The sequence below is a fragment of the Stenotrophomonas sp. YJH_SMC_19 genome (assembly GCF_059367915.1).
The window spans coordinates 48,451-62,937 of sequence record NZ_JCAFRI010000015.1; the positions used below are offsets into that span (position 1 = coordinate 48,451).

The window sequence follows — 14,487 nt, forward strand, 5'->3', positions numbered from 1 at the left end:
GCCCCCATTTCGGGGGCTGGCATTGGCTGGCAGGCGCTGCGCCTTACTACTGAAAAGGTTCCATACGCGACTGGCGGTGTGATTTCATCCCATCCGCATCGCATGGTTCTCGCGCGCCTGCACATCAATTTCCTGCTGGCGTTGCCCGGCAGTCTGCTGGCGATCCAGGTCGATCGCATTCATCTGCTGCAACGACTGCGCAACCGGCGTCTGTACTGCTATATCCGTGGGCATTGAAACGCGCAGGTGGGCGGGGTCGGTCATCTCGCCCTGCACCACGAACACGTTCCGCCCTGCGGGAGCGTCGGCCGTCTGGGCGCTCAGCAGCACGTGATCGGCGCGTTCAAGCTGGTTGCGGCGGGCCAAGGCCATCACGCTCGCCACAAGACGCTCGCTGTTCTCATCGTGGGTACGTCCCGCGCTGGCATCGATCGCGGCCACGCCTTCGCGCACCTGCTGCAGCAATGTGTACTCACGGTGGCCAGGACCAATGTCGGCCAGACGGGTCGGCGCCTGTGAGGGATCCGCCACGTCGTCCACCGCTGCGGTCAGCGGGCTGCGGGTAATGGTCCGATATGGGTCGTCCGGGTGGAACTGGGTTCGCTTCTCCAGGCGCTCCAGACGAACCTCGCGCGCGTCGTTGAGTTCGGCGATACGTGAGGGATCGGTGATCTCGCGCAGCGACATGTGACCGCCGCCCGCACTGATGCTGGCCCATTTCCTGTCCGCCTCGAAGTACATCGCGTAGTAGCTGTTGCCACCGATGACGTTCGGATCGACCGCCGAGCGCCCTTCCAGGGCCTGGGTGGCTTCCAGCACGCTCAACCGGGTGAGGTACTGGCCGCCTTTCGTCCATCCCATCTGGCTGATGGCATCGACGCTGGTGTTGCCTACACGCGGGCCTCCGGCGTAGTCATTGTTGAGCATGTTGGTCCAGATCTGCTCCAGCTTCGCGGGGCCGCTCTTCTGCTCAGCCGCCTGCAGCAACACGCGCGGCGTCCAGCAGTTGGGATCGAGTTCATGCCGTTCAAATGCACGGTCGTGAGCCAGCATTACATCCTTGCCGGGAAGATTCAGTGCCAGGTCTGGGCGGCCCTGCTCCATCCAGTACAGGCGTCGCTCCAGGTCCTGGCGCAGAAGCGTCTGCCCAAACATCTCCCATTGGCGCTCGCTCAGCTGCGCATCGGGAAAGCCGGAGCCCTTGCCCTCCTGATCACGGGCGTAATCCTGCGCGTAGCTGTTTGCAACGCGGCCTGGCAGGCTGTCGTTGCGAACAACACCCAGCGCAAGCGTGCCATAGCCATCCGCATCTGGCAGCTGCGACAGATAGTTCCAGTACAACTCGCGGTTTCCGGCCTTGGCATAGCTGGCCAGAATCTTGAGATTCTCTTGCGTCAATCCACTCATAGCCTGCTCCTGAATGCATTCACTACCGGACGCGGGAGCGCGCGAGAACATCCCGCACCGCATCTTCCATCCGCTTCCAGTCCGCCAGGAAGGCCCGCTTGTAGTTCAGCGAGATGGAAAGCTTGTTCTCCACATCCGAGAAATAGTGGAAGCACCCCGCGGCGGCTTGTCCTTGCTCACTGATGACCTGATCGCCCTGCAGGCGAACGCCATCCCCCCGGAACGCCGGGCTTTCGCATTTGATGAATGTGGCCAGGCCGCCGTTGGGAGCGCGCGCGATGTACCAGTCATCTTCAAAGGCAGGATTGCGCGTGGGCGGTTTTCCATAGCGTGCTTCGTATTCCTTCGAGAAAACCCCCATCCTCGTTTCATCGATGGCGTAAGGCGTCAGACCCATGACGTCGGGCCGCGCAATGCGCAGATCGAGCCGATCCCGAGGATCCCCTCGCTCCACCGATCCTTCCTCGGTGGATGCCTGATTAGAGGACAATCGCTCCAATGATGTTTCGATTGGCGCGCGATCGATGTAATCGATCGCCACAGCAATCTCCTTCCGGAAATCATTCGTACGTGGATTCGCCCGCGCACCCGGCGCCGTCGGCTTCATGTCCGGCCACTCGATGACCAGCGTCACGCCCTCGCCCGGCCACGGTGCGATCTGGCTGTCCAGGTAGTTGGCTGGAATGCGGAAGGTATTCGGCCCGAGCTTCACGTCCACGGGCGCATCGGTATAGGTGTGGCCGTTGATCGTGCGGCCGGTCTGGGTTGCGCCGGACATGGCGGAATTCCTTTCGTGTTCGTTGGACGGTGGCCGCGCACAGGCGCCGGCACTCACTGCAACGGCAAGTGCAAGCGTCAGACACCGGCTGGGGGACATCACGTGCATGGGCATTCCATTGCAGGGTTCCAGCGCCACTATAGGCAACCGGGCGTCCACGGAACAGGAACCGCATCGCAGCCCTTCATGAAACCAGGCGGCGCGCCACATGCGCTGCCTGCAGTACTGCGGATACTGCTTCGGCACTCCACTCCAGGTCTCAGCCGTTGCTGTCCGTGCCTTTATGGCCGCGATAGGTTTCACCCCACTCGCGCATGGCAAGCAGCACCGGCACCAGCGTGCGGCCGAATTCAGAAAGTTCGTACTCCACCTTCGGCGGCACTTCCGGGTACACGTGGCGGATCACCACCCCGTCAGCCTCCAGTTCCCGCAGCTGGCTGGTCAGCATGGACTGGGTGGCGTTGGGCACACGCCGGGTCAGCTCCATGAAACGTCGCTTGCCTGTCATCAGGTGAAACAGAATGATCGGCTTCCACACGCCGCCCATCACCGACAGCGTGACTTCCACCGCGCAACCGCTCTTGCCATCCCAACGCCTGCTACGCATGCATACTCCTGAAAACCATAGTACCTACGGAAATTCATCGTTCTTGTTGCGATGACGGTGCGAGCCTAGCATGGCCCCATTCCTTGAATGTGAGGCCCAGCATGACGTTCAAAGCACTGCTCAGCCGCAAGACGAACAACCAGGTTTCGACCGAGCTGGTCGATTTTGATGAAGCCGATCTGATGGACGGCGACGTCCTGGTGGACGTCGAGTACTCCACGCTGAACTACAAGGATGCGCTCGCCCTGACCGGCAAGAGTCCGGTCATCCGGACGTTCCCGCTCATTCCCGGCATCGATCTGGCAGGTGTGGTGCTGGAATCCAGTAGAGCCGACTTCCAGCCAGGCGACCGCGTTGTGCTCAATGGCTGGGACCTGAGCATGGGACATCACGGCGGGCTGGCCCAGCGCGCGCGCGTGCGGGGCGAATGGCTCAACCGGATTCCCGGCAACTTCAGCACCCGCGACGCCATGGCCATCGGTACCGCAGGTTATACCGCCATGCTGTGCGTACTGGCCCTCGAACATGCGGGGCTGACGCCCGAAAAGGGCGATGTGCTGGTGACCGGCGCCAACGGTGGCGTCGGTTCGATCGCGGTGGCGATCCTCTCAAAGCTGGGCTATCGCGTGGTGGCAGCCACCGGGCGCCCGGAACACGCCAGGTACCTGCACAGCCTGGGCGCCGCCGAGATCATCGATCGCGCGCGGCTTTCAGAACCGCGCGAGCGGCCGGTGAGCGCCGAACGCTGGGCTGGGGTGGTGGATGTGGCCGGTGGCCCTACCCTCGTCAACGCCATTGCCGAGACGAAATACCGAGGCGCCGTGGCCGCCTGCGGGCTGGCGCAGAGTGATGAGCTGCATGGCTCGGTGCTGCCCTTCATTCTCCGCAACGTGACGCTTGCCGGCGTGGATTCGGTGAATGCGCCGCAGGAGGTTCGCCAGCGCACCTGGGATCGGCTTGCCACCGACCTGGATCCACAGAAGCTTGAAAGCACAGTGCAGCTGATTGGGCTTGCCGAGGTGCTGGATGTCTATGAGCAGATCATCCCGGGCAAGGTGCGTGGGCGGATTGTCGTGGATGTGAATGCGTGAGCAGATAGTCTGGATCAACTGCATCTGATGCAGCTTCCATGCTGCGGCGAATGGTGAACATGCAGTGAAACGACGCGGGCGGTGGTGTCCCCGAGCCACTGCCGCTCGCATACGCTCGGGTTCCCATCGCTGCCTGGACACCCGACATGCCAATGACCGCGTTCGCACTTGCCGCTGCGCTTTCGGGCCTGCCCGACATCACCTGGGAGCGCGAGCGCGCCGAGGATGCGCACCAGCTCATGCTGTGCCAGATCCATCGCGATGCGCTGAAGCAGAACGAGGGCAAGGACGATGCCTATCCGCGTGCCAAAGCGGTCTGCGACCTGCTGGCACGCGAGTACAAGGACAAGTGGGATTTCGATGCGCAGGATGCCCTGGCCGCTTCGGCGGTGGATCTGGATGAGCTGATCCGACGCGGTGATGTGGTGGAAGTACCGCCGACGAAGCAGGATCGCGCCTATGAGTGATGGTACGCAATCCTAGCGCCGTGATCTTCTCGGCCTGCCCCAGGTTGCGGAGCCCCGAGCGCGCCCCAGCACCCACACCTCGCCCACCTCAAACCGCCCCCGGCAGCTCGCTCTCGATCTGCTCAACCAACTGATTGAAGAGGGGTCTCATCTTCATGATATCCAGCACCGAATCGCCCACTTCATCCAGGATCATGGGGTCCGCACCACAGGAGAGAAGGTAGACAACGGCCTCGAGGCTTTCACTAATCACGGCGTTCGCCATCGGGGTCAATCCAATATCCCCGAGCACGTCGATATTGGTGACGAACGGCATCAACTCTTTGAGTAGATACACGTCGTTATTGAACGCCGCTATATGCAGCGGCGTATCGTCGTCGATCCCATGGCTTTCCGGACTGGTCAACTCGCAGCCTTCGAAGGTGTGGCACTCATCGAACCTTGCCAGCAACCTCATTAATTCCGGATCCACTGCATTCATCGGGGTATTCCCTCCCAGGCCTTTCTCCAAGCACTGCTTCCACTTAACATGCAGTGAGCCGCCGGATCGTGGCACACCATTGCACAGGTGCATAGTGGCACGTACGGAGCCCGCATCCGGGATGCACGCGATAAACGCGACACCCCGCGACTCCACCGACCACTTCCTGCGCACGCGAAGCCCGTACCGAGGTCAATCCACGAGCTGACGACCACAGGCGGCTTCCAAGCCCCTTATCATGTGGGCTTAGGGGCTCAATAAGCCCTATTGACGCTTGCAAGGCAGTATCTGGATGTCTATGGAATGGCGCCCCTCGGGCTGGGGCCGACGCGTGACCCGTTCGCCCCATTGGTCGCTGCGGCTTGATGGCGAGTACGTTGAACTCAGTGTCTCCGGCCAGCAGTACCGGCTGCGCGTGGATGATGATCAGCAGGTGCAGGTCCATCGAGGGGTCTTCTGGTCACGGGTCGAACTGCAGACCGGCGATGCTGCCGGGCTGTGCGTGGACGGGCTCCCTAACGGACCAGCGTCCCGGCTTGCGGGGGCCCTGCAGCACCTGCTCTTTGCGCGAACCACGCGTGGACGCAAGGCCCTGTTCGACACGATTCTGGAGCAGATCCAGTCCTGGTTGAGCGACGCGGATGCCCTCATCGATCGTGGCAGTGCCGGCCGCCGCTGGATCACCCATGAGCAGCAGCAGGCGCTGCTGGCGAAGCGCTCAAACCTGCCCCTGCAGCCGCCTGAGCTGGAGCAGCTGTTCCGCGATGAAGACGTGCATGAAGATCTGCATGCGGACAGCCATCGCGCAGCGCTGGACGCCCTGCGCGACTGGAACCTGGATTGGCCCGCTGCCTGGGCCGAAGCCAATGAGGCCATGACCCTGCGCGAGCTGGTGTTGGCCAGGGGCTTCCTGGGCCGGGTCGAGAGCAAGCCGCTGACAGAGGAACAGGCCCGCGCCGTCATCTGCTTCGACAATCGGGTGCAGGTCGTGGCCGCAGCCGGCTCCGGCAAGACCTCCACCATGGTCGCTAAGGCCGCTTATGCCATTGACCGCGGCATTGTCGAACCCGAACGCATCGTGATGCTCGCCTTCAACAAGGATGCTGCCAAGGAACTGGAGGAGCGTGCGCAGCGAACCTTCGATCGACTCGGCATGGGCAACACCGTGGTTGAGGCCCGGACCTTCCACGCCCTGGGCCTGGCCATCATCGCCAAGGTCACCGGCCGCAAGCCCGACATCCCCGAATGGGCCATTAACGCCACGCTGGGCTTCAACAAGCTGGCCGAACTGGTGGACGACCTGAAGGATCGCTCGATCCACTTCCGCACCCAGTGGGACATGTTCCGCCTGGTGTTCGGGCGCGACCTGCCGGCATTCGGCGCGGAAATGGAGGCCGATGGCTACGAACGCGATGGCACGCCCTACATCTGCACCCTGCAGGGTGAGCGGGTGAAGAGCCTGGAAGAATGCGTGATCGCCGACTGGCTGTTCTACAACGGCGTGACGTACGACTACGAGCGACGCTACGAGTTCGATACTGCGACAGACACCCACTGCCAGTATCGCCCCAACTTCTATTACCCGCACGCCGGGCTGTATCACGAGCACTTCTCGCTGGATGCGGATGGCCAGGCGCCAGAGCAGCTTCCCGACTACGCCGAAGGTATGCATTGGAAGCGTCAACAGCATGCGGCACGAGGCACCGCCCTTGTTGAAACCACCTCGTTTGGTCTGCGCAGTGGATACGCCCTGCGGGATATGGCGGAGAGGCTTGGCGACTCCGGTGTCGAACTCGACCCCAACCCCGACCGCGAGCTGCCCGAGCAGGGCGCAAAGCCCATGCCGGACGCGGACCTGATCGGCTTGATGCGCACCTTCATTGCCCATGCCAAGAGCAACTGCCTGACGCTGGATGATATGGCGGAGCGCCTGCGACAGATGCCCGAAGACCAGTTCAGGGAACGGCATCGGCGCTTCCTGGAAATCGCCAGCCCTGTTTTCCAGGCCTGGGACAACGCACTGGCTGACGAGCACGGCATCGATTTCGAAGACATGCTCAACATGGCGGCCGGACTGCTGGAACAGGGCCGCTATGAATCGCCCTACGAACTGGTGATGGCCGACGAATTCCAGGATGCCTCGCGCGCCCGCGCCCGGCTCTGCCGTGCCTTGGTCAGCCGCCCCGGCCGCTATCTGTTTGCGGTGGGCGATGACTGGCAATCGATCAATCGTTTCGCCGGTGCCGACGTTTCGGTGATGACCGGATTCCGCGAATGGATGGGCCATGGCCAGGTGCTGAAACTGGAGCAGACATTCCGCTGCCCCCAGGCGCTCTGCGATGCGTCCAGCCGTTTCGTCAGCCGGAATCCAGCTCAGATTTCCAAGGCGGTTCGTTCTGCCGCAGCGGCAATGGGGCCGGTGCTGCAAGCGTTCCAGATGAATCGTCGCGAGGAGCTGCAGGATGGCGTTCGCCAGTACCTCGCCAAGCTGCATCAGCAGTTGCTGTCCGGGGCGGTGCCGCAAGGGCGCAAGGGACGCGTGACGGTCTTCATCCTGGGCCGCTACCGCGCGGACCGCAGCGCGATGCCTTCGGATTGGAAGACAGTCTTCGGCAGCACGATGGACGTGGAGTTCCTCACGGCCCACCGGTCAAAGGGACGCGAGGCGGACTATGTGATCCTGCCAGGCATGGTCAACCGCAGCTTCCCGAGCCTGCGCTCGGATGACCCGGTGCTTTCCCTGGCAATGCCGGAGGGTGATACCTACCCGCTGAGCGAAGAGCGGCGGTTGTTCTATGTGGCGCTGACGCGTGCGCGACGCTCGGTGGCCATGTTCACCCTACAGGGGAAGCGTTCGCCGTTCCTGGACGAGCTGGTGAAGGACGGCGCGGTGGAAGTGACCGCGATTTCAGGCGCGGCCATCCACGAAGAACGCTGCCCGGTGTGCAAGGTCGGCGTGTTCGTGGACCGCAATGGGCCGCATGGGGCGTTCCGGTCGTGCTCGAGTTACCCGTTGTGCCATAACAAGCCGAAGGGCGGGCGTCGGGGATGAATGCATCCCGCTCCCTCCACATATGCCTGCCTGCATCAGGGCACACAGGCGCCGCCTCGGTTTCGCTCCCGGCATGATTGCTCGCCATGGCCTTTCCGGAAACGAGAAAGCCCCGGCAGGACCGAGGCTTTTGTCTGGACGGTGGCGAGGCTGCAGGGTATCGCAAGGTCCCCACACGTCCCCGCCGCGTCCTACTACGGGATAATGCAGCCGTTCAGACGGAAGCATTGCATATAGTTCCGGGTACAGATACTCAAGTCTGTACCTGACGCCTCGCATGCAATGTATTGGACCTCGCAGACGGAACAAGGGCCGGGGGCTTTCGCCGTGGCGTTGCCGATTCCAAAGGTCAACGCACAGGCCGCAACAGCAACAGAAAGCTTGAATCCAATCTTCATGCCATAACTCCGTTGGTCGCCCTCCATGGGCATGCGCGGGTGCTCCCCCTCCTCTCAGCCGGCGTGAAGCGCAAGACGGGAGAGACCAACGCTCGCTATGGCCAGCAATTCGTGGTGGACTTCGGCCGCTACCTGAAAGGCTTAGGCTTTGCCAAGGGAATCGGCTTCCATACCTTCCGCCATACCCTCGCTACCGAATTGGATGTCAACGATGCTCCGGAGAGGGAGATTGCGCTGGTCACTGGCCACAGCACTGCTCCCCGGGATCGGGTCCAGGTGCTGCGCAAGCACTACCTCCACAAGAAACCGTACGTGACCCGGAGCAAGCAGATCAGCGCCATGGAGCTGTATCGGCCCAAGGTGGAATTGCCGCGATACCAGAAGGGGCAGTTCGCCAAATGATTGACCGACTCCAGCAAGTTTTTTCCTTGACCTCTTTGCCCTCCCTTTTTCCCACCGCTGGGCTCCGCCGTCAGTGGCGGGTGACTAAGACCAGCATTGCCTACTTCCCCCTCTCTTTACAGCAGCTCGAGCACGCTCACTGTTGAATAGGTCGCTCCGCCAACAATCCATTCCGCAGGACCAAGACACCGCGCGCCAAAAGTGTTTCGGCCCTACCCACTAGAGCAGCACGCAGCTGCGCGCTCGTCGTTCGGAAGCCCAGCCGGCGCGACACGTGAAGCGCTACTTCATCCAATGATGCCCCTAAGTTCTCGCGCACCAGTTCCAAGATCGCGACATCCATCTCCATGGGTGGAAGCAACTCAGGTCGACGCAAGCTCAGAGAATGAACGCAGCTTCTGTCCCTCACTCGAATAGCGCGATCGGGCCACAGGAGGAACTCCCCATCCTGCAACACCAGACCGTCTTCAACCGCCCGCCGGATGCCCTCATCCACCGCACTCTGAATGCGCCCTCCGGCTCGTTGCAAGCCCCATAGAGAACGAATGCGAACAACGGCCTCTGACCGATGGATCGGGCCCTCGACGTGAACCAAGTCGCGCACAAAACCTGCCATCCGCATTGCAGGAACTGCATGCAGCTCCTGTTGCTGACTGGGTACCGCGAAGTTGGCTTCCACATAAGGCTCGGTGCTGGGCAGCTCGTCAGAGCTAACCAGACCCACTTCGACGAATTCGTCGTGTTCCACGCTCTCGATGTTGACTGGAACGGCGCGCGATCGAGAGACCGTCTCTGCCTCAAAGGGGTCCGGCTCCAGCTTTGAACGCTCGATGACGCGCACCAGGGCATCAAGTTCCGCGGCAGGCCTGAGGAACCATTCCGCACTCCATACCCTGTGGACTTGCCAGCCCTTATCACGGAGCGCCTGGTCACGTAGACGGTCTCGATCACGCGCACCGTTGGACCTTCGGTAGGAGTCTCCGTCGCATTCGATACCAATGATGTAGCGCCCTGGCCTCTCCGGATCGGCGATGGCAATGTCGACGAAGAAGCCGGCCACCCCCACATGCATGTGAAGGTTGTAGCCACGAGCGATGAGCGCTTCTGCAACCTCCTGCTCAAACGTCCTTTTGCGCTGTTCGACAGCCTCGTCGGCGATATGGAGGCGCCCTGTGCGGGCATAGTGCAAGAACAGTTTGAGTGCAGCAGTGCCCTTGCCCTTGCCTCGACTGAGATCGATGTCTTCGTCAGTGATGGACGAAAAGACCTCACATCGTTGTTTGGCGCGACTGATGAGCACGTTGAGACGTCGTTCACCGCCTTCGCTGCTGACCGGTCCGAAGTTCATGCTCACGCCGCCGCGCGAATCTCGGCCATAGCCGATAGAGATGAAGATGACATCGCGTTCGTCGCCCTGGATGTTCTCCAAGCTTTTGACGAAGAACGGCTCGTGGGCGTGTGCCGTGAAGAAACCTTCGGTCTCAGGGTGTTGGCGACGCAGCAGCTCCACTTCGTCAAAGATTGCCCGCCGTTGCTGGGTCGAGAAAGCGGCAGCCCCCAAGGTAAGATGCGGTGTCGTTTGTGCGTGAGCAATGACCGCCATGGCAACAGCCTTCGCCTCACGCGCGTTGGTGCTAGTGCCACCACGATCATAGACGGCGTCGGGCAGGTGGTGGAACCGCAGACCCACGCCCGCCTCACTCGTGTATGGGCTTGGCACGATCAGTAGCTTGTTCTCGTAGAACTGACTATTGGACACCGCAATTAGAGACTGGTGGCGGCTTCGGTAGTGCCACTGGAGCATTCTGTCCGGTAGCCCCCGCGCGAGGCACAGTCCCAAGATACTCTCCACATCCGCCGGCGCTGCGGACTCATCCACATGTGTGGACGAATCGCCCAGAGCTCTTGAGAAGAACCGCGTGGGCGGCAATTGACGCTCGTCGCCTACGATGACCAGTTGCTTGGCGCGGGCGATGGCACCCAAGGCGTCGATTGGCTGGACCTGACTAGCCTCGTCGATGACCAAAAGATCAAATTCCACCGCACCTGGGGGTAAAAACTGCGCCACCGACAGCGGGCTCATCATGAAAACCGGCTTGAGTGCTTGGATGGCAGGCGCCGCCGACACCATCAGTTGGCGAATAGGGAGGTGGCTTCTCTTCTTCGCCATCTCGCCGAGAATCACCGCCACAGGGCCCGCCGCCCCGTTCTTCGACGGGATTCGCTCGCGATGCGAGCGGGAAACCTGCCTCCGAGCCAAGTCAATGCGGCTTCGATCTAGCTCGCAGAACGACTCGACAAGCTCGGTCTGCTTCTTACCGTCGAACGTCGCCAGTTCAGGGGCCCGCGCCACCATTGCTGACAGAACCGCCTCATAATAGGCGAGATCGAACGTGCCCCGAGCCTCATCAGGAGTTAAGACACCGGTCGCCAGCGCATCGACGAAGTTCTTCAGTCCACGTCGTTTGGCCACATTTGCTTGAGCTATGTAAGCAACCCATTGCGGGAGCCCTTCCGGATCTGCTTCCCACGCTTTGAGCTGGCCTATCGCGGCATTCACGGAGACGTCAGCGGTATTCGATGCAACCTCGTCGTTGCCAGCAAATCGTAAAGTAGTGAACAGCTCAGAAAGCTCGATGTCCAGCCTTTCAGCTTCCTCAAGCTGATTTGTCGCCTGCTCAAGCATCTGCTGGGCGTCGACGGTGCGGGAGGCCAGCATCCTCAAGTCAGCATTGGTAGTCATCCAGAGACAAGCATCTTGGAGCGCAGCAGCATCCGAAGCGAAGCCTCGCCACAGGTCACCGAACGCGGCTTCGCCTTGCCGGTCGACTTGAGCCAGTGCGGCAAGTGCCGCCTGAGTACTGGTCAGAGCGTCGATGCGTTCGAGGGCCAGTGACACGGTCATCGCCTTAGCGTTATTCAGCGAATCGCACGCCGAAATTGCCTGTTCGAACGGGGCCGTGTCGTCTAACAATCGATGCAGCGGGACCCTTGGAAGCGAGGACTCTACCGCGCTCCACAGCATCTGCCCGCTAGTGAGCAATGATTCATGTATGGGAGACAAAAGGGCTTGGACTTCGGCCAGTCCCGGGCCAAGGCGAGCCGCCAACACCGCCGCTAAGCCCTTATCACCAATGGCGGCGACTTGCTCGCGCGCACCCAGCCCAAGCGGGCGCATGCCACGCATCCAAGCTACAACGCCTCTTAAGAAAGCGGTATCAGAACGATCACGCTCCCAGTTGGCGCCGAACGCTTCCTCACCCTGAGCATTTCCCTCGTCGAGCCGGCGGAGCGCTGCCTGGGCGTCAAGGAGTTTGTCCAGTGCTGGCAACAAATGATCAGCTGGAAGCTTTGGATTTCGCAGCTGCGCGCGGACCAGTCGATTTGCGGCACGCCACTCGCCGCTTAAAAAGCGCAAGAAGCTCCCGGTACGACTGGCGATTTGCAGCCGAGCGCCCTCAAAGTTGGAAGACCATGCAGAGTCGCGGAACACCTCACTTAGTTCACGGCGGGCTGCCTGGACCTGTTGCACCCATTCGACCAAGTTCTGGACCGAATCAACGCCTCGCTCCCAAATACGAGCAACCAAAGCATCGCGATCAATCTGTGGCGCTGAGCTGGCGCGCTCCGCAAGCGCACAGACATGAGCCATTACCTCGAATGTTAGCGGCCGCTGCTCCCCTACCAACTGGGCTAGACGTTCTAGGTCAGACCCCATGCCTGACAGCTTCTGGTGCGCATCGCGCATCACAGACAGTTCCCTGACGAGGACGAAGTCGACAGGAACATTCGACAACTCTTGCCTCGTTTGCTCCCATACGCGTTCAACTGCCGAATCGGCCGCAAATTCGTTACAAGTTCGGCGCAGCTTCTGCGCACGCCGAACGTCTTCGACCAGGCTCTCGAGGCCCGAAGGAGTCTCCCAAGACGCGTCGGCGAGTGCACCGGGTCCGAGTGCCGGTGCCGTCAGCAGAACCTTGGTTCGGTCAATTGCGGCTTGTGGCGCATCTAGGCTGTCCGAGAACGTAAGGTCGAGAGCGCTGGTCAGTTCGACAGTGCGTCGCCTCCATTCCTCCAGAGTAGTGGCGAGTTCAGCGATCTCCCCAATCAACCGGTCCCGATCGTTCGGCAGCAGCGCGTCATTCCCGACACCGGCCCAGGCGTGCTGGTCGGGGATACCCATTGCAAGGACTCGGTCGCACAGGTCCTGAAGCAGCTTCTGGTTTTCCTCTACCCTGTCCCACGCCCACTCGAGCGGCGAATCAAGCCGGATGCGGGCCGTGACATATCCCTCCCGGCGCAGCCGAACAAGGTTGCCGAACACTTCGTAGGGCGTCAGTCTCGACGGAAGCATTTCTTGGTGCAGGCGCGAGGCATGGGCGTTAAGCAAATCGCGTCGCTCAGTGAGCTGACGAACGATCGGCCCGCTGTCCTCATTGGCCAGCGGGCTCAAGTTCCATGTGAGCCGAAGTTCTTCCAGCAGGGCTCGCTTGTTCGCCTTGTTGCTGTGAAGTTCAAGACAGGCGGCGCCGAGTCGAACTTGGTCCAAGCGCCTCTTCACAACTTCTAGAGCCGCCAATTTCTCCGCCACGAACAACACGCGCTTCTTATCAGCAATTGCCCCCGCGATAACATTCGCGATGGTTTGAGACTTACCGGTTCCCGGCGGCCCTTGAACGACGATGCTCCGCCCCTTGAGTACGTCATGGACAACGAGGGACTGGGAGCTGTCGCTGTCGACGACATGGCGCATATGTTCCGGGCTTACAGTGGCATCAATGTCCTCTTCGCTTGTCGAAATAGCAGCGCCGGGAAATCCATCCGAAACTACGCCCCGAAGTGCAGGGAGCGCTCCTAAGCCACCAGACTGCTCCCAGCTCGCAGGGTCTAGATCCCGATACATCATGAACTTCGCAAACGAGAATAGGCCCAATACCGCATCGTCCGGCACGACTGCCCAGTCAGGCTTACCCTCAATCAGGGACGCAACCTTGGACAGGTAGTCATCGATGTCGAGGCTTTCGAACTCATCGATTTCTGGCAGCTTCGTCTCAAACTGACGTTGCAGGAAGAGCTGGAGCGACAGGTTGGCGACGATCTCATCACCCTGCCATCTGAGGTGGAATTTCTCGCCTGCGTTGCTGCGCTCCAACGCGACGGGCACCAGCACGAGTGGAGCATATCGGTCGATCTTAGGGGTGGTCGGCGCACGCCATTTTAGATAGCCAATACCGAGGTAGAGCACGTTGATGCCCTGCTCTTCTTGAAGCGTGCGGGCATCAACGTAAAGATCTAAGAGTCGCTTCTGCAAGCCGGTCGGTGTCAAGCGCGTCATCAACTGGGCGTCCCAGTGGCTAACGCGGCGCCCCTGCTCGTCCAGCTCTAAGTTCGGCTGCGCCAGAAGTTCGAGGTCGTCCAGCTCATCCTCGACAAGCGTGAGGTCAGCTTCCGCATCAACACCCTTTACCTGGACGGCGCCGGCTGAGTCGGACTGATCGCCTTCCTCGCCTACGGCATCGTCTGCGGCTGTCTTTGGGTCGGCCCTACCTGCAGCGAAAGTGAAGCGCTTTCCATCGATGACGAGCGTCTGATACATCGCCTTCGCGAGCTCATTGACCACTTCCACCGTCTTAGCGTGGCCGGACCTAGGGACGCTAAGTAACCGGTTGCGGGTCGATAGGTCCAGCAGCTCGAGGCGGGCCCGATTGACCTTGTCAATCAGCGAGCCTCGCTCCCGGAGCACAGATCCGCTCTCCGGGGCGTCGACCGTCCCTTCCTCAAACGACTTATCCATGTCTCCCCCC

At 61.2% G+C, this 14,487-nt stretch carries 8 protein-coding genes and 1 pseudogene; 4 read left to right on the forward strand and 5 right to left on the reverse strand.

What is annotated here, in order from left to right; all coding sequences use genetic code 11:
- Positions 1–84: 84 nt before the first annotated feature.
- From AC5P5R_RS15230 to AC5P5R_RS15240, 3 genes are all read right to left on the reverse strand, one after another.
- A complete protein-coding gene (locus AC5P5R_RS15230; RefSeq protein WP_100438703.1) occupies positions 85–1,407 on the reverse strand; it encodes a Smlt3024 family type IV secretion system effector in 1,323 nt (440 codons plus the stop codon).
- 22 nt (positions 1,408–1,429) lie between these two features.
- Positions 1,430–2,293 (reverse strand): Smlt3025 familytype IV secretion system inhibitor, encoded by an 864-nt coding sequence (locus tag AC5P5R_RS15235; protein ID WP_100438704.1) that lies wholly within the window; start codon positions 2,291–2,293, stop codon positions 1,430–1,432.
- A gap of 151 nt (positions 2,294–2,444) precedes the next feature.
- The gene (locus AC5P5R_RS15240; protein ID WP_005410145.1) at positions 2,445–2,792 is read right to left on the reverse strand and encodes a winged helix-turn-helix transcriptional regulator; all 348 of its coding nucleotides are present in this window, start codon (positions 2,790–2,792) and stop codon (positions 2,445–2,447) included.
- 101 nt (positions 2,793–2,893) lie between these two features.
- On the opposite strand from AC5P5R_RS15240, the gene acuI reads away from it, so the two are divergent.
- On the forward strand, positions 2,894–3,883 hold the full coding sequence (gene acuI / locus AC5P5R_RS15245) for an acrylyl-CoA reductase (NADPH) (protein ID WP_100438705.1): 990 nt from the start codon (positions 2,894–2,896) through the stop codon (positions 3,881–3,883).
- Between the two features lie 146 nt (positions 3,884–4,029).
- Positions 4,030–4,350 carry a hypothetical protein gene (locus AC5P5R_RS15250; RefSeq protein ID WP_005410147.1) on the forward strand — a complete coding sequence of 107 codons (321 nt, stop codon included), beginning with the start codon at positions 4,030–4,032 and terminating at the stop codon, positions 4,348–4,350.
- A gap of 88 nt (positions 4,351–4,438) precedes the next feature.
- Here the strand turns inward: AC5P5R_RS15250 and AC5P5R_RS15255 are convergent, their stop codons facing one another.
- Positions 4,439–4,831: an ankyrin repeat domain-containing protein gene (locus AC5P5R_RS15255; protein ID WP_157803280.1), complete on the reverse strand. Its 393-nt coding sequence runs from the start codon at positions 4,829–4,831 to the stop codon at positions 4,439–4,441.
- A gap of 298 nt (positions 4,832–5,129) precedes the next feature.
- Between AC5P5R_RS15255 and AC5P5R_RS15260 the strand changes: the two genes are divergently transcribed.
- Both AC5P5R_RS15260 and AC5P5R_RS15265 read left to right on the forward strand, forming a co-directional pair.
- Positions 5,130–7,883, forward strand: coding sequence for a UvrD-helicase domain-containing protein (locus AC5P5R_RS15260; RefSeq protein WP_100438707.1), 2,754 nt, complete (start codon positions 5,130–5,132; stop codon positions 7,881–7,883).
- A gap of 425 nt (positions 7,884–8,308) precedes the next feature.
- Positions 8,309–8,683 (forward strand): annotated as a pseudogene (locus tag AC5P5R_RS15265) (integrase); the annotation flags it as partial.
- Positions 8,684–8,819: 136 nt separating this feature from the next.
- Here AC5P5R_RS15265 and AC5P5R_RS15270 read toward each other — a convergent pair.
- A complete protein-coding gene (locus AC5P5R_RS15270; protein WP_217278998.1) occupies positions 8,820–14,477 on the reverse strand; it encodes a DUF3320 domain-containing protein in 5,658 nt (1,885 codons plus the stop codon).
- Positions 14,478–14,487: the final 10 nt, after the last annotated feature.

Bases quoted from the DNA above. Each gene is read 5' to 3' on its own strand.
- AC5P5R_RS15230 (WP_100438703.1), bottom strand. From the start codon at position 1,407: ATGAGTGGATTGACGCAAGAGAATCTCAAGATTCTGGCCAGCTATGCC.
- AC5P5R_RS15235 (WP_100438704.1), bottom strand. From the start codon at position 2,293: ATGCACGTGATGTCCCCCAGCCGGTGTCTGACGCTTGCACTTGCCGTT.
- AC5P5R_RS15240 (WP_005410145.1), bottom strand. From the start codon at position 2,792: ATGCGTAGCAGGCGTTGGGATGGCAAGAGCGGTTGCGCGGTGGAAGTC.
- acuI (WP_100438705.1), top strand. From the start codon at position 2,894: ATGACGTTCAAAGCACTGCTCAGCCGCAAGACGAACAACCAGGTTTCG.
- AC5P5R_RS15250 (WP_005410147.1), top strand. From the start codon at position 4,030: ATGCCAATGACCGCGTTCGCACTTGCCGCTGCGCTTTCGGGCCTGCCC.
- AC5P5R_RS15255 (WP_157803280.1), bottom strand. From the start codon at position 4,831: ATGAATGCAGTGGATCCGGAATTAATGAGGTTGCTGGCAAGGTTCGAT.
- AC5P5R_RS15260 (WP_100438707.1), top strand. From the start codon at position 5,130: ATGGAATGGCGCCCCTCGGGCTGGGGCCGACGCGTGACCCGTTCGCCC.
- AC5P5R_RS15270 (WP_217278998.1), bottom strand. From the start codon at position 14,477: ATGGATAAGTCGTTTGAGGAAGGGACGGTCGACGCCCCGGAGAGCGGA.